Origin of the sequence: Vibrio maerlii, assembly GCF_003415655.1 — a bacterium.
GTDB lineage: Bacteria > Pseudomonadota > Gammaproteobacteria > Enterobacterales > Vibrionaceae > Vibrio > Vibrio maerlii.
Window position 1 is genome coordinate 457,927 of sequence record NZ_QRHC01000003.1, and the last position, 14,517, is coordinate 472,443.

Here is a 14,517-nt window from a genome sequence, read left to right on the forward strand (position 1 = left end):
TCTTCGCCTTAAGCCTTTACTTTATTGAGTTTAAGCTCTGATCTGACCAGTTGACTGTATTGTTAATAAATTTTAAAGAGGTATAAATGAGAGGGTGAGACCAGATTGCTCTATCAAGAATGGTAATCAGGAGTCGCAAAAGTAACAGATACCTAATAGGAAAAAGCGCCAGCTATAAAGCTGACGCTGATAGATAGTTTATAGAATTGAGACTACTTTTTTATCAACCCAGCAAGGAAGAGTAGCAAGACTGCACCCACTGTTGCGCTGACTACTGAGCCGATAAACCCACCAAAAGATAAACCGATTAATCCCAAAACAAACCCACCGATAAATGAACCTACGACACCAATAATGATGTTCGTTACGAGCCCAAATCCAGAGCCTTTCATTAACTGACCGGCAAGCCAACCTGCAATCGCACCAATCAAGATAAAAACTAAGATGTTCATTCACACTCTCCTTTTGTCGATGATTACGTTATTGCTAAAGCTAAATAACAATCGAATCACTTTCAACGTAGCAAAGAAGTACATAACATCAAGTCAGTCTATAAATCTTCTTATGACCTTTAATACCTATTTATGGTCGAGTGAGCACACTGTGCACGGGCCTGCTGTGCATCTTTGAAGCTACCTTGAATCACACAATCTCGGTAGCTCCGAGTGTACTGCTCGAATAGTTTCATCGCTTGGTTCTTAGGTAGCGAGACCAGCTTATTGACGAATGCTCTTGAGCCAACTTCAAAGTGTTGGGTATCGATAGGTGTATTCCAATCCCCACCCCATATCAAGAAGCCATGATGAGCAAAGAGATCCACAACCTCTTCCGCCATACCCACCCTTTTGACTTCGGAGCGAGCGCGATACTCCTTTCGATTCACGTATTGTTTGAGAGATTGAGGCGGCTTTACGGTAATGGTTCCGTCTGGCGCGAATGCAAGATAGGGGTTTTGAACCGGGTTAATATCTATCGCAACGCCATAAGCATGCTTTGACCAACCGGAGCCACCCGTAATGGGTCTTGCGTTGAATGCGCTGGAGTTATTAGCTGACATAGAGGCATTGTCGTCCCCTTTAAACTCGCGCATCAGACGTGCAGAGTTCAGAGGGAAGTGGCGCTCTCTTAAACCAACAAAGATCTGCTCAACGGAGGGGGCAATAACATCCAAAACAATCACACTGCCTTGCTGGACTTTGTGCTCAAAATCAACGAACTCAAAATCAACCTTGGATAACCGATCACACCCTACCGGCGCGCTCTCTGCCAGTACGCCTGTTTTTTTCATCATTCCGCACTGCCAGTCCGAGACGGGTGCGACTTTGGCGTGAATAAACGAGCTGAACAGCAATACTGTTATTGTGAGGAATATCTTTGCCTTGTTCATTAGATTGGAATTAATAAGACTATGTCACTGAAGAGTATATGAAAGTGTCGCTAAGTCATAATCCTCACAATAATTTTTCGCAACGAGATCGTTAAGCTTTTCAAACTCTCCATTGAGGTCCTGAAGTGCTTCATTTTGACCTAGCTGATAAAGAAGTGAAGAGTAAAGAGTGTCGTGATACAAAACCCATGGTGTGTCAATTCTAGGGTTTCGCTCACCAAGTTCTTGCATACATTGTTGCCAACCTGATAAGGCAGCAAACAGGCTAATGACCTCTTGTTCGAGCAGGTTGATAGACTCGTCGAGTTCCAACTGATGCAGTGCACGGTAAACAAACGAAGCGTTCAGCGCCAAGCGTTGCAGTTCTGTAGAAGGATAAGTGTGAAGCACTTTGAATTCCAAGCGATCTTTAATGTGATTTCGATTGATGTCCTCACCAAGAATAAATTCAACAGAATGGGGTAGATGGCGGTCAACATCAGAGATTCCAGTCACATTTAGATAGTCATCTGAAGCTAACCTGCGCCAATACCATGATTCTGCAGGCAACTCATTCCTATTGCCCCATTTAGCAAGATAAATGTCCCCATAATATTCAACCACATCACCACTGTCATAATCCGAGCCCCAATTAAACCGGGTAATTTCTGCTTCAACAAGTAGCCAGCCATCCCAATAGGTATTGCTAGGTTTAGGAGCATTTGAAAGATTCCAATGAGTAGAAACGTATTGAATATCTTGGTAGAAAACTCGTTCACCAGGAGAGTAGCGCTTGTGACTATTCCAGCTTTCCAGCGCCAATATTGGCTCAGAAAAACATAAACTAAGTACGAGTAACGTCCTGAACATGTCATCCCTTATCTGTCGCTATAGGTTATAGCAAGAGTGATGCTTTACATCACGGGAGCAAGTTAAATGGCTACATTCTCGACCGACTCTGCATTAACACGTATCTTACTCTCAGTAAATTACACGGTATTACCGAGCGATATCACTCAGGCTGCCAATAAATAATCTCTTGGGAGGTATCCGCTGCAATACTCTCATGCTTACCAGGAAGGGAAGTGAGTTGCGTAGAATTAATCGCCACCAGCAAGAGCGCTAGTGCGTCAATCAAATCATCCGCTGCGGCATAAGACTTCTTGGTTGATTCAAGCGCGGCTTTAAGAGTAGGAATCCAATCCGGTTTATAGCGAGCAATGATTTCCATTCGCTCCTGTTGGCCATCAAGGATTTTTTTGCTGAACGCTAAATGTTCCCCCTGAAGTGCTTTAAATACAACTTCCGGGTGCGACTCTCTCAATTGAATTTTTGTATTCTTTGCCAACAGCGCATCGACTTCTCGCACCTTAGGTAATATATACCAAGTCTGTTTAGAGAGCTTCTTCCCAACAGTATTAAGGTTAATCAAACACGCTTGTTGGTAATCTTCGGCGTACGCGGCTTCACGGCAAGGAACTGGGAATACTGACGAGCCTCGTTTCGGTGACAAGAACTTGCGCGCAGCCTTATCACAAGGACGATCTGGGTTTTTCTCATCACTAAAGCCAATTGGGATATCAATCATAGCGATCCCCTGCTCTAGCTCAGATTCAATATTGGATAGGTTGTGGACAAGCTTCATGAATGGTCTATCCCCCTCTAAGGACCATACTACCCAGCCAGTTTTACAACCATCGATACCGAAATACTTCATTCTTTTTCCTCTTTGGCGATCGCCAAAAAGATCTTTATTCATTAGTTCAGATAATTCAATACGATTCCGAGCGACCTCACAGACAAAGTTTATTGAGTCGCTATAAAACCGATTAAGATATTTTCAGGCATGCGTGGTGCAATGGAACAATGAGGGGTTATATGCAGGTGATTCATCATGGTGGCAAAGATACCGTTACCGGCTCTTGCCATGAACTAAGACTCGATGACCAATCTATTTTAATTGATTGCGGATTATTTCAAGGGGCAGACTCTCGCAACCTAGAGATCGATTTTAGCACTAGGAACATCGTAGCCCTTTTACTTACCCATAGTCATATTGATCATGTTGGTCGCATTCCTTGGTTGCTCGCTAAAGGCTTTGAAAAGCCTATCATCTGTACCAAAGCCACAGCAGAACTACTGCCTTTGATGCTTACTGATGGCCTTAAAATACAAGGACTTAACAATAGGCAAACAGAACGAGTACTGAGAAAAGTAAAGCGTATGGTCATCGCTTGTGAATACAATGAATGGATTGCAATTCCCACTCCATTCAAGATGGGTGTACAGCTTAATAACGGAAAGGATCATAGTAGGCCAAATACTCTCTATGCTCGGTTTCAACCTGCGGGACACATCTTAGGCTCAGCATACATTGAGGTAAAGCTACCCAATCAGGAAGTCATCGTCTTTTCTGGTGACCTCGGCCCAAGCCACACGCCACTTCTCCCCGATCCCCTCCCGCCAGAGCGTGCTGACTACTTGTTTATCGAATCAACCTATGGAGATAGACAACATGACGACATTGCTACACGTGGACAAAGACTCAAAAAGATTATCGAGCGTTCTTTGAGAGATGGTGGAACCATCCTCATTCCTGCTTTTAGTGTCGGGAGAACTCAAGAATTGTTATTCGATATTGAACAGTTGATTTACCAACACGACATTGACATCTCCATGCCGATCATTCTTGATTCTCCAATGGCAAGCAAAGTCACACGCTCCTATCAGCGCTTCAAGAAGCTTTGGGGAAATGAAGCGAAAGCAAAGCTCGAGGCCCATCGGCACCCGCTTGAATTTGAACAGTGTATTACGGTTGAAGACTATCGAACCCATCAAAGACTGGTTAATAGGCTCGCTTCAACAGGTGAACCCACAATAGTGGTTGCCGCTTCAGGTATGTGCCAAGGGGGAAGGATCATGGCATACCTAAAGGCATTGCTCAGCGACAAGCGTACCGATGTTATCTTTGCTGGATATCAAGCCGATGGAACCTTGGGTGCTGAACTACAGTCTGGAACCAGTGAGGTTGAGATTGATGGAGAGATGATTAAGGTTAAAGCACAGCTTCATACTATGTCAGGTTATTCTGCCCATGCCGACAAAAATGATCTGATGGAATTTGTCTGTGGAATCGCAAACAAACCGAAAGAGATACATTTGATACATGGTGTTCCTAAAACTAAATCATACTTTGCGAAGGAGTTAAAGAAGCAGGGTTTTGACGTACGCTGATCTCTATAACGAACCAGCTTTTACAAGTAGTCTCAACATCAAATAGAACAAAAAGGGTTTAGCAAAGACAACTCATATAAATGTTAGAGATATGTAACTACTTTTTGTTATATAGCCATATGAAATAACACACCAAATCGCATGCTATATTGCAGTCCATTTTAATAAATGGATTTATAACAATGTCACAAGCTATTGAATTTACCCACCACCAAGCGACCATCGACCATGTCGGTATCGTTAATAAAAAACTGGCTATTTCTACAGAGATCTTTGAAGCATTAGGCTTTAAATCAGGCAAAGCATCAAAGCTTGATGTCGGTCTAAATGAGCTCAACATCTGCCCTATCAATATCCACTATATGTTTGATAACTCTTACATTGAAGTTATTGAAACAACGGGTAAAGACTACCTACTAGACCTATTAAACTCTGACTGCGCCTTGCATATGTCTCTGCTTGTATCAAAAGATATTGCAGCGACTCACGCTAAATTTATGGCAAGTGATATTGAGGTAAGCGACCCTATTACCGATTCGAGTCGCCCTGCGGATCACGGTGAGTTAAAAGGTACGGCTAAGTTCCAGTGGTTCCGTTTTATGCAGCCAGTATTAGATAACAACGGCATGGTGGCCGTGATGCAGCACCACACACCAGAGCTAATCTTCCAACCTAACCGCTACCAGCATGGCAATGGCGTATACGCGATGGAAGCCATCTATGCCGATATCACAGCAGAACAAGGTGAGAAACTTACTGAGCTAAGTAGCTACATGGATGGTGACTTTACGACTGAAAACAGTATTCAGTCACTGCGTGTCGTAGATTGTGATCAGGTAAACAATGCTTTAGATATTCAGTTAGATAAGACTCGTAGTCCATACGTTGGCATGACCTTCCTAACCCAAGATATTAGCTTAACTAAATCATTTATCGAGCGTTCTGGTTACTCGTTCCGTGAAATCGACGGCTCTCTATTTGTTGACACCAGCAAAGAGATGAACCTGTTTTTAGAGTTTAAGCAGGCATAAACTCACGTAAGTAAAGGATTTTACGATGAATTTAGGATTTAAAGAGCTGGTTACGATTGGTCTTGGTTTGATCATTGGTGGCGGCGTTATCACAGTAACGGGCTATGGTATTGGTTATACCGATACCGGGATATCACTGGCGTATCTGGTTGCGGGCATTGCGTTTATCTTCTCGATGATCCCAACTCTGATTGTTGGCTTAACCATTCCACGCACGAGCTTTTCGTACACGGTAACCAATGAGCTTATGTCACCATTTGCCGGTGGTATGTTCCTGTGGATCTTCTTTATTGGCCGCATCATCATGGCGTTCTTCGGAGTTGCCTTTGCGAGCTATGTGACTTCTATCCTGCCGGATCTCAATGCAACCTATGTCGCGGTTGGTGCGATTACCCTGTTCTATGTAATCAACCTGCTCGGCGCGCAATCCGCAACGAAGATCCAAAAGGTACTTAACGTGGTGCTGATTGTTGCTTTGGTTTCATTTTCAGCACTTGGAATCATGAAGCTTCAGCCTGATGCACTTACTGCTGAGCGCCTGTTTCCAAATGGCAGTGACGGCTTTATCTCTGCGGTAACCATGCTGATGTTCTCGATGGGCGGAGGTTTGGTTCTGCTTGAGTTCGGTGGCATGGTTAAAGAACCGCAAAAAGTACTGTTTAAAGCAATCCTAACGGTAACCGCGATTGCGACGGTGCTGTTTGCTTGTATTGGCTTAGCTGGCTCTGGCGTTCTACCTTACGAACAAGTGGCTAACAAACCAATGACTTACGCAGCTGAGACTATCTTCGGTAATGAGGCTGGTGTGCTGTTCTTTGTTATTGGCGGTGCATTAATGGCACTAGCAACGACAATGAACTCTTCATACATGTGGTACTGCAATACGATGATCAAAGGCTGTGAAGATGGCTGGTTCCCAACCTTCCTTGCGAAGAAGAATCGCTTTGGCACGCCTTACATCTTACTGACTATCTTTTGGTTGATGGGAGTAGCGCCCGTTATCGCCGGAATGGATATTGGCGTACTTGTTCGTGTCGCAACAGGCCTTGCGCTGCTATTCTTCGCCATTCCAAACTTTGCGCTACTTGGCCTACCAAGTAAGTACCCACAAGAGTGGCAAGCATCTCGCTTCTATATCAAGAGCAAAGCAGTTCTTGTGACATTAACCGTTGTGTGTAATGCCGTATTCCTTGGTTTGATCTTTAAGAGCTTCTCAGGCTTCAGCTCAAGCATCTTGACGATTATCGCTGCAACCGTTGGTGTTGGCGTGATCTACATTCTGTTTAAGAACAAGCAAATGAAGGCACAACAACAGCTAACACCAGCTACTGAAGTGTAATTAATTTCTTCACTAAAATGAAAAAGCGCCGCTGATGAGAGTCAGCGGCGCTTTTATTTGTATTCGAGCCTAAGCTATTAGACGTTATCTAGCTGACCTGTCATTGAAAGTGCTACAGCTTCAGCTACTTTAATACCATCAATACCCGCTGACAAAATACCACCAGCGTAACCTGCGCCCTCACCTGCTGGGAAAAAGCCTTTTAGGTTGATGCTCTGGTAATCTTTACCACGCTTGATGTTTACTGGTGATGATGTACGCGTCTCAACACCCGTTAGTAGTGCATCTGCACTTGCGAAGCCTTTGATCTTACGGTCAAATGCAGGGATCGCTTCACGGATAGCTTCGATTGCAAAGTCTGGTAGTGCTTTCGAGATATCCGTTAGGTGGATGCCCGGTGTGAATGAAGGTGCGACATCACCAAGCTCACTCGGGTTAGCACCTTTCAGGAAGTCACCGACTTTTTGCGCCGGTGCATCGTATGTCTCACCACCGAGTACATACGCACCAGACTCAAGCTTACGCTGCAGCTCGATACCTGCCAGTGGATGACCTGGGAAGTCACGCTCAGGATCGATTCCCACTACGATAGCGGCGTTTGCATTACGTTCTGCTCGTGAGTATTGGCTCATGCCGTTGGTTACGACACGCTTCTCTTCTGATGTTGCCGCAACAACGGTACCACCCGGACACATACAGAAGCTGTAAACCGTGCGACCATTCTTACAGTGGTGAACCAGTTTGTAATCCGCAGCGCCAAGAATTGGGTTGCCTGCATTTGGACCAAAACGTGCTTCGTCGATCATTGACTGTTTGTGCTCAATTCGGAAACCTACCGAGAATGGCTTCGCTTCCATGTATACGCCGCGCTCGTAAAGCATCTCAAATGTGTCACGAGCACTATGGCCAACCGCTAGAACCACGTGACGAGATTTAATCTCTTCGCCGTTTGATAACGTGACGCCTGTGATTTGACCATCTTCCATATGAAGATCATCAACGCGAGTGCTAAAGCGAATCTCACCACCAAGTTCGATGATTTTTGCACGCATTTTTTCGATCATCGTCACCAGTTTAAAGGTACCGATGTGCGGTTTGCTTACGTAGCGGATCTCTTCTGGTGCGCCTGATGCAACAAACTCTTCAATTACCTTGCGGCTGTAATGCTTAGGGTCTTTGATTTGGCTGTAAAGCTTACCGTCAGAGAACGTACCTGCACCGCCCTCACCAAACTGTACGTTTGATTCAGGATTCAGGTTACGCTTACGCCAGAAGCCGAAGGTGTCTTTAGTACGCTCACGTACCTCTTTACCGCGCTCAACCACAATTGGCTTGAAGCCACTTTGAGCAAGAATGAGTGCAGCGAATAGACCAGCAGGGCCAAAACCAACAACCACTGGGCGCTCTGTAAGATCAGCAGGTGCTTGCGCAACGAACTTGTACTCCATATCCGGAGTCAATTTTACGTGAGGGTCCTGAGTGAATTGCTCAAGTAAAGCAACTTCGTTCTCTACCTCCACATCCAGAGTGTAGATCAGTAGAATCTTAGCTTTCTTACGAGCATCGTAGCCACGTTTAAATACATTGAAAGAAAGGATTTGTTCTGGCGTAAGACCAAGCTTTTTCTCAATAGCAGCTTGGATTTCGCCTTCTTCATGATCAAGTGGAAGCTTGATTTCAGTTAAACGTATCATTCGATGTCTCGCATTTCTTGGGTAGGTGTCTTAGCCAATGAGTTACCAATTGGGTTACTGGTAGCCAAAAGCTCACAATGGCGCGCATTCTACGATAACTTCGAGGTGGTGTCATACGAAATCCACCCTTACATCTGATTATAAAAGCATCACTATCTATACTTAACTGTATATTGATATTTACATGGGGATCAGTATCATCGCCCCTCCGCAATTAGACACTCACACAATCAAATAAGAGCAAAGAACCATGGCGTTTGTCGTAACTGATAACTGTATTCAATGTAAGTACACCGACTGTGTGGCTGTATGTCCTGCCGATGCCTTCCACGAAGGCCCAAACTTTATGGTAATCAATCCAATTGAGTGTATCGATTGTGGTCTGTGTGTTCCGGAATGTGATGCCCAAGCCATCTTCCAAGAAGACGAAGTACCCGCCGATCAAGAGATCTTCATTGAAATGAATTCAGTTTTATCTGAAGTATGGCCAGTACGCACTGAAGTGATTCCAGCAATGGAAGACGCAGAAAAGTGGAACGGTGTAGAAGATAAGCTTGGTAAAGGGATGTTGGAGAAATAGGATTAGATTCCTAGGTTAGAGTTCCTAGTTCCTAGAAGCTGGTTCCTAGAAACTGCTTCCGAGAGACTTGCTCCCAGATGTTCGTGCCTAGAAGAAGATCTGGTGTCGTACTCCTCTTCTAGGAACTCGTTAACTAGGCACTAGGATCTTATCCATGCTGCCTACGCAAATTATCCAAAATAATCCCAGTCGCCATTGCCACATTCAGTGATTCTGCACCGCCAAAGGCTGGGATAGTGATTTTGTCAGTCACAAATCTCTCTGCTGCTGGACGCACGCCGTGAGATTCACTCCCCATCAATAAAATACCTTGTGCTGAGAATTCCGTTTTATGCACGCTCTCGCCTTCCAGAAAAGCCCCATATACAGGAATGCTTGCTTGCTCTAAGTAGCTAGGAAGATCCAATAAACTTACCTGCACGCGGCCAAAGCTGCCCATCGTTGCGCGGATAGTTTTTGGATTGTATGGGTCCGCACAATCTGAGCTAGCCACAATGTGCTGAATATCATACCAGTCGGCAATTCGGATAATAGTACCTAAGTTTCCAGGGTCAGATACGCCATCAAGGGCTATCATCAAACCTTCGGCTTTTGGTGCTTCAACCTTTGGGATCTCAACAATCGCGACCGCCGCGTTGTTGCTCACTAGACTGCTTGCTTTAGTCAGCTCATCAAGGCTTGCTTCAACGCATTCATACTGGCGAAGTATATTCGCATGCTCAGCTAAAAACTCACTGGTTGCGAAAACCTGTTGTACGGTCAGCGGTGAATCAACCAACTCAAGAACGTTCTTCTCACCCTCCACAAGAAATAGGCCATGAGCTTTACGCTGCTTTTTTTGCCCCAAAGCGCGGAGCAGTTTTAGTTGGTTCTTTGAAATCATAGTGAAGGGTCTCAGGTTGGTTAAGAGAGGCATTTTACTCATAATACTAACTAGTTCCTAGAGCCTAGTCCTTAGAAACATAAATAGAGATATAGATAGAACAATGCCTAGTCTGCTATGAACTAGGCATTTGTTGTTCTTCTAGGTACAAGAAACTAGCCTCTAGAACCTCTATGCATTCAACGCTTGCTCCAGATCGGCAATAATGTCATCAATGTGCTCAATGCCTACTGATAGGCGGATCATCTCTGGCGATACACCCGCTTGTTTTTGCTCGGCTTCATCTAACTGACGGTGCGTGGTTGAGGCAGGATGACAAGCCAATGATTTTGCATCACCAATGTTTACTAAGCGCTTAAAGATCTTCAGAGCATCATAAAAGCGTACCCCTGCGTCATAGCCATCTTTTAGACCAAACGATAAGATCGCCGATGGCTTACCCTTCATGTATTTTTCAGCCAGTGGATAAAATTCAGAATCCGTTAAGCCCGCATAGCTAACCCAGCTCACCTTCTCGTGTTTACTCAGGTATTCCGCGACTTTTAAAGCGTTCTCTGTGTGACGCTCCATACGCAGAGAGAGCGTCTCAAGGCCTTGCATCAACATAAACGCATTCATTGGTGATAAGGCTGAGCCCGTATTACGCAGCGGCACAGTGCGACAGCGGCCAATAAATGCAGCATCACCAAAGGCTTCACTATAAACAACACCGTGATAAGAAGGCTCTGGTTGGTTAAACACCGGAAATCGTTCTTTGTGCTCTGCCCATGGGAACTTACCAGAATCGATAACGATGCCACCTAAGGTTGTACCGTGGCCACCAACATACTTAGTTAATGAATGCACGACAATGTCAGCGCCAAACTCAATCGGCTTACAAATTGCTGGGGTCGCAACGGTATTATCGACGATCACAGGAACACCTTGGGCGTGAGCAAGCGTTGAGATCGCTTCAAGATCGACAATGTTACCCGCAGGGTTTCCGATACTTTCACAATAAACAGCTTTGGTATTTTCATCGATAAGTTCAGCTAAGCTCTCAGGTTTATCATCTTTAGCAAACTTAACCTGAATACCTTGGTTAGGAAGCATATGGGCAAAAAGAGTATAGGTGCCGCCGTAAAGCTGAGGAGTTGATACTATGTTATCGCCTGCTTGCGCCAGAGTTAGGATCGCATAGTTAATTGCAGCACTACCAGCGCTCACCACCAGCCCAGCAATACCACCCTCTAAAGCTGCCATTCGCTTTTCAAGTACGTCATTGGTTGGGTTCATAATGCGGGTGTAGATGTTGCCCGGAACTTCTAGATTAAAGAGATCAGCGCCATGTTGGGCATTTTCAAACTCATACGCGACTGTTTGATAGATTGGCGTTGCTACAGATTTAGTTGTTGGATCAGTCTCGTAGCCGTAATGGATGGAAAGGGTCTCGTCTTTCATTGTTCTTCCTTGATGATTATCCTTACTATTTTTGTTGATATTCAGCATCTCGTGTTAAAGATCGAAAGTCAACCAAGAGTAAAGCGTAAACCATCACGGCGTGATACGCAGATTCATCGCGTCATTTTCTTAACGAACACCACAACAAACAAAGCCATCGTAAAACTTCCAAGAAAAGCTTCAAGCGCAGCAATAAAGCGGGCAAAACCAACTGGAGAGATATCCCCGTAGCCTAAGGTGGTAAACGTCACGACACTAAAATAAAGCGCATTGAAAAACTCAAACAGATAGTACTTCCAACCAGTAACCCCCTCATAGATAGGATGAGCACTGGTGGTATCTAGCGCAAAGTACGCAAGTGCACAGGTAAAAATAAGAGCAATAGAGAATGTCACCACTCGCAGCGGATCTTCTCCGTAACCACAGAATAGATCGACGACTTTAGACACCATGCGCTTGAAGCTCATACGTGGCATCTGAAAACGACGAAAGCGCATCTCTCGCTTAAAGAAGTCCCCTGCAATCTCAAACAGCCCTTGTTTTTCGCACTGTTTGCGAATGTTACGACAAACCTCTTCTGCCTCCTGATAAAGCGAAAGCGATTTTTCTTTGTTGCCTTGCTTTCTTGCTTGTTTAGCCGCTAACTCTTGCTTGAGGTTATCGCCCCAATCAACATTCTCAATTTTCGTTCGTCCAAGTATCATCCCGAGTAAGTTGCAGTTATCGAGCTTAGCGCAATGCAAATTAGCGCCGATGAGCTTTGCCTTCATTAAGGATGAACCACGAAGATCAATCCCAAACATGTGAGCTTCACTAAGGTCTGCTCGATAGAAGTCTGCATCACGACAGGAGTAGCCCTTTTTACACCCTTTGTTCACCAAATTGATATCTTCGAGCTGAGTTCTTGCCAACTGAAAACCATCGAGTGGTTTTCCCGATGCCGCCCACTCCTCAACCGCGCATTTAACATCGTCATTGCTTTTATCAACCTTGGGATCATGCCAGTAACACAGCCCAGACTCCCCGGCAGGTTCGTCACAGCACCAACCTTCAGAATTCTGATATTTACACTGCTTTGTTGTGGAGCCCATGACCACTTCCTTACAACTCTAAAACATCCGTTTATTCGGTTAAGTTTAGAAGAAAACCTTCCAATCATTCATTGGATAATTAACTTACTTACTGTCCAATAAACCATTCATTATACTATTAATTAACATTTTTGCAGCATTTTGTGCAAATGGTCACGATAATGAGACTCAGATCTACATTTCTCTTAAACGACTGAATTTTAAAGGTTAACATTCGACTGGGATTTAAATTTATAAAACAATAACAAGGAATATGTTATGCAGTCATTTGTTGATTTCATGAATGGAATCATCTGGAGCCCAGCACTTATCTATTTATGCTTAGGTGCCGGTTTGTTCTACTCAATATTAACCCGCTTTGTCCAAGTTCGACACTTTGGAGAAATGTGGCGCTTACTCTTATCAGGAAAAAGCTCCACTAAGGGGATCTCCTCTTTTCAAGCGCTCGCAGTTTCACTGTCCGGTCGTGTCGGTACAGGTAACATTGCTGGTGTCGCTGCCGCTATTGGCTTTGGTGGGCCGGGTGCGGTTTTCTGGATGTGGATGGTAGCGTTTTTCGGCGCAGCTACAGCATATGCAGAATCGACCTTAGCGCAAATCTACAAAGAAGAAGATAATGGCGAGTTTCGTGGTGGCCCTGCTTACTACATTGAAAAGTGTATGGGGCAAACTTGGTACGCGGTGATCTTTGCTATTGCAACCATCTTTGCTTGTGGTTTCTTACTACCGGGCGTGCAATCAAATAGTATTGGTAACGCCGTTGAAGCAGCATTTGGTTCTGGCGACATGATTGAAACCGCAGTTGGAACTTTCAGCTTTGCTAAGATCCTAACGGGTACGATCATCTCAATTATTCTTGCATTCATCATTTTTGGTGGTGTTAAGCGTATTGCGAACTTCACTCAGGTCGTGGTGCCATTCATGGCACTGGCATACATCATCACAGCATTCATCATCATCTTACTGAATATCAGTGAAGTACCACGTATCTTCTCTATGATCATTTCAGATGCATTCACACCAATGGCAGGCTTTGGTGCCGCAATTGGTTGGGGTGTAAAACGCGGGGTTTACTCGAACGAAGCGGGTCAGGGCACAGGTCCTCATGCAGCAGCAGCGGCGAATGTTGATCACCCAGCACAGCAAGGTTTGGTTCAATCTTTCTCTATCTACATCGATACACTGCTAGTATGTTCTGCGACTGCCTTTATGATTCTTATCACAGGTGCGTATAACGTCCATGGTGCAGAGGATTTCTTGATTCAAAACGTTGGGGCAGACATTGCAGCTAACGGTCCAGTCTTCACTCAAATGGCTATAGAGAGCGCGCTACCAGGCATTGGTAAACCGTTCATTGCTATCGCCCTGTTCTTCTTTGCTTTCACAACGATCCTTGCGTACTACTACATTGCAGAAACGAATGTGGCTTACATCCGTCGCTTTATCAAAGTAAACGGCTTAATGTTTGTTCTTAAGTTAGCTTTGATTGCTGTCGTATTCTATGGAACAGTGAAGACGGCCAACCTTGCATGGGCAATGGGTGATGTCGGTGTTGGTCTCATGGCGTGGCTCAACATCGTCGGTATCTTGGTGATCTTCTTTATGGCGAAGCCAGCAATGAAGGCACTGAAAGACTACGAAGAGCAGCAAAAGCAAGGTGTTGAAGCGTACACATTCAACCCTGTAAAACTAGGTATCAAAAATGCCGATTATTGGGAGGCTCGCTATCGTCGTGAAACAGGTAAAGATCCTCAATCAGAAGTGCAGAAAGAAACGGTAGAACAGCCTTCTACTTAACGCTCTAGTCACCTAATAGCAAAAAAGGGGTGTTAACCATTCGGTTAACACCCCTTTTGTTT

Annotated in this window: 14 protein-coding genes; 6 read left to right on the plus strand and 8 right to left on the minus strand. The window is 44.7% G+C overall.

Annotated elements, in window-relative coordinates; all coding sequences use genetic code 11:
• Positions 1 to 212: 212 nt before the first annotated feature.
• The 4 genes from DPF91_RS06480 to DPF91_RS06495 all read right to left on the minus strand — a co-directional run bounded on the left by DPF91_RS06480 (position 213) and on the right by DPF91_RS06495 (position 3,083).
• A complete protein-coding gene (locus DPF91_RS06480; protein ID WP_117233612.1) occupies positions 213 to 452 on the minus strand; it encodes a GlsB/YeaQ/YmgE family stress response membrane protein in 240 nt (79 codons plus the stop codon).
• A gap of 119 nt (positions 453 to 571) precedes the next feature.
• Positions 572 to 1,387, minus strand: a complete 816-nt coding sequence (locus DPF91_RS06485) for a M15 family metallopeptidase (protein WP_241033768.1) — start codon at positions 1,385 to 1,387, stop codon at positions 572 to 574.
• A gap of 24 nt (positions 1,388 to 1,411) precedes the next feature.
• The gene (locus tag DPF91_RS06490; RefSeq protein ID WP_123766753.1) at positions 1,412 to 2,236 is read right to left on the minus strand and encodes a hypothetical protein; all 825 of its coding nucleotides are present in this window, start codon (positions 2,234 to 2,236) and stop codon (positions 1,412 to 1,414) included.
• A gap of 142 nt (positions 2,237 to 2,378) precedes the next feature.
• Positions 2,379 to 3,083 (minus strand): DUF429 domain-containing protein, encoded by a 705-nt coding sequence (locus DPF91_RS06495; RefSeq protein WP_164684062.1) that lies wholly within the window; start codon positions 3,081 to 3,083, stop codon positions 2,379 to 2,381.
• 161 nt (positions 3,084 to 3,244) lie between these two features.
• Between DPF91_RS06495 and DPF91_RS06500 the strand changes: the two genes are divergently transcribed.
• The 3 genes from DPF91_RS06500 to DPF91_RS06510 all read left to right on the plus strand — a co-directional run bounded on the left by DPF91_RS06500 (position 3,245) and on the right by DPF91_RS06510 (position 6,970).
• Entirely contained in the window at positions 3,245 to 4,600 is a 1,356-nt protein-coding gene (locus tag DPF91_RS06500; protein ID WP_117233616.1) for an MBL fold metallo-hydrolase RNA specificity domain-containing protein, read from the plus strand.
• Between the two features lie 182 nt (positions 4,601 to 4,782).
• Positions 4,783 to 5,631: a VOC family protein gene (locus DPF91_RS06505; RefSeq protein WP_117233617.1), complete on the plus strand. Its 849-nt coding sequence runs from the start codon at positions 4,783 to 4,785 to the stop codon at positions 5,629 to 5,631.
• 25 nt (positions 5,632 to 5,656) lie between these two features.
• Positions 5,657 to 6,970 carry an APC family permease gene (locus DPF91_RS06510; RefSeq protein ID WP_117233618.1) on the plus strand — a complete coding sequence of 438 codons (1,314 nt, stop codon included), beginning with the start codon at positions 5,657 to 5,659 and terminating at the stop codon, positions 6,968 to 6,970.
• Positions 6,971 to 7,047: 77 nt separating this feature from the next.
• Here DPF91_RS06510 and DPF91_RS06515 read toward each other — a convergent pair whose 3' ends face one another.
• Positions 7,048 to 8,664 (minus strand): NAD(P)/FAD-dependent oxidoreductase, encoded by a 1,617-nt coding sequence (locus DPF91_RS06515; protein WP_117233619.1) that lies wholly within the window; start codon positions 8,662 to 8,664, stop codon positions 7,048 to 7,050.
• 3 nt (positions 8,665 to 8,667) lie between these two features.
• On the opposite strand from DPF91_RS06515, the gene DPF91_RS22325 reads away from it, so the two are divergent.
• Positions 8,668 to 8,802: a hypothetical protein gene (locus tag DPF91_RS22325; RefSeq protein ID WP_277392892.1), complete on the plus strand. Its 135-nt coding sequence runs from the start codon at positions 8,668 to 8,670 to the stop codon at positions 8,800 to 8,802.
• A gap of 112 nt (positions 8,803 to 8,914) precedes the next feature.
• Positions 8,915 to 9,244, plus strand: a complete 330-nt coding sequence (gene fdxA, locus DPF91_RS06520) for a ferredoxin FdxA (RefSeq protein ID WP_117233620.1) — start codon at positions 8,915 to 8,917, stop codon at positions 9,242 to 9,244.
• A gap of 148 nt (positions 9,245 to 9,392) precedes the next feature.
• Here fdxA and DPF91_RS06525 read toward each other — a convergent pair whose 3' ends face one another.
• The 3 genes from DPF91_RS06525 to DPF91_RS06535 all read right to left on the minus strand — a co-directional run bounded on the left by DPF91_RS06525 (position 9,393) and on the right by DPF91_RS06535 (position 12,658).
• The gene (locus DPF91_RS06525; RefSeq protein ID WP_117233796.1) at positions 9,393 to 10,127 is read right to left on the minus strand and encodes an RNA methyltransferase; all 735 of its coding nucleotides are present in this window, start codon (positions 10,125 to 10,127) and stop codon (positions 9,393 to 9,395) included.
• Between the two features lie 171 nt (positions 10,128 to 10,298).
• Positions 10,299 to 11,567: an O-acetylhomoserine aminocarboxypropyltransferase/cysteine synthase family protein gene (locus DPF91_RS06530; RefSeq protein ID WP_117233621.1), complete on the minus strand. Its 1,269-nt coding sequence runs from the start codon at positions 11,565 to 11,567 to the stop codon at positions 10,299 to 10,301.
• A 113-nt stretch (positions 11,568 to 11,680) separates the two neighbouring features.
• Positions 11,681 to 12,658: an ion channel gene (locus tag DPF91_RS06535; protein WP_117233622.1), complete on the minus strand. Its 978-nt coding sequence runs from the start codon at positions 12,656 to 12,658 to the stop codon at positions 11,681 to 11,683.
• 258 nt (positions 12,659 to 12,916) lie between these two features.
• On the opposite strand from DPF91_RS06535, the gene DPF91_RS06540 reads away from it, so the two are divergent.
• Positions 12,917 to 14,455, plus strand: a complete 1,539-nt coding sequence (locus tag DPF91_RS06540) for an alanine/glycine:cation symporter family protein (protein WP_117233623.1) — start codon at positions 12,917 to 12,919, stop codon at positions 14,453 to 14,455.
• The last annotated feature ends 62 nt before the right edge of the window (positions 14,456 to 14,517 follow it).

What these genes read in the sequence shown, in the direction of transcription:
- DPF91_RS06525 (WP_117233796.1), bottom strand. Translation starts at nt 10,127, where the DNA reads ATGATTTCAAAGAACCAACTAAAACTGCTCCGCGCTTTGGGGCAAAAA.
- DPF91_RS06535 (WP_117233622.1), bottom strand. Translation starts at nt 12,658, where the DNA reads ATGGGCTCCACAACAAAGCAGTGTAAATATCAGAATTCTGAAGGTTGG.
- DPF91_RS06500 (WP_117233616.1), top strand. Translation starts at nt 3,245, where the DNA reads ATGCAGGTGATTCATCATGGTGGCAAAGATACCGTTACCGGCTCTTGC.
- DPF91_RS22325 (WP_277392892.1), top strand. Translation starts at nt 8,668, where the DNA reads ATGTCTCGCATTTCTTGGGTAGGTGTCTTAGCCAATGAGTTACCAATT.
- DPF91_RS06505 (WP_117233617.1), top strand. Translation starts at nt 4,783, where the DNA reads ATGTCACAAGCTATTGAATTTACCCACCACCAAGCGACCATCGACCAT.
- DPF91_RS06540 (WP_117233623.1), top strand. Translation starts at nt 12,917, where the DNA reads ATGCAGTCATTTGTTGATTTCATGAATGGAATCATCTGGAGCCCAGCA.
- DPF91_RS06495 (WP_164684062.1), bottom strand. Translation starts at nt 3,083, where the DNA reads ATGAAGTATTTCGGTATCGATGGTTGTAAAACTGGCTGGGTAGTATGG.
- DPF91_RS06490 (WP_123766753.1), bottom strand. Translation starts at nt 2,236, where the DNA reads ATGTTCAGGACGTTACTCGTACTTAGTTTATGTTTTTCTGAGCCAATA.
- DPF91_RS06515 (WP_117233619.1), bottom strand. Translation starts at nt 8,664, where the DNA reads ATGATACGTTTAACTGAAATCAAGCTTCCACTTGATCATGAAGAAGGC.
- DPF91_RS06485 (WP_241033768.1), bottom strand. Translation starts at nt 1,387, where the DNA reads ATGAACAAGGCAAAGATATTCCTCACAATAACAGTATTGCTGTTCAGC.
- DPF91_RS06510 (WP_117233618.1), top strand. Translation starts at nt 5,657, where the DNA reads ATGAATTTAGGATTTAAAGAGCTGGTTACGATTGGTCTTGGTTTGATC.
- DPF91_RS06480 (WP_117233612.1), bottom strand. Translation starts at nt 452, where the DNA reads ATGAACATCTTAGTTTTTATCTTGATTGGTGCGATTGCAGGTTGGCTT.
- fdxA (WP_117233620.1), top strand. Translation starts at nt 8,915, where the DNA reads ATGGCGTTTGTCGTAACTGATAACTGTATTCAATGTAAGTACACCGAC.
- DPF91_RS06530 (WP_117233621.1), bottom strand. Translation starts at nt 11,567, where the DNA reads ATGAAAGACGAGACCCTTTCCATCCATTACGGCTACGAGACTGATCCA.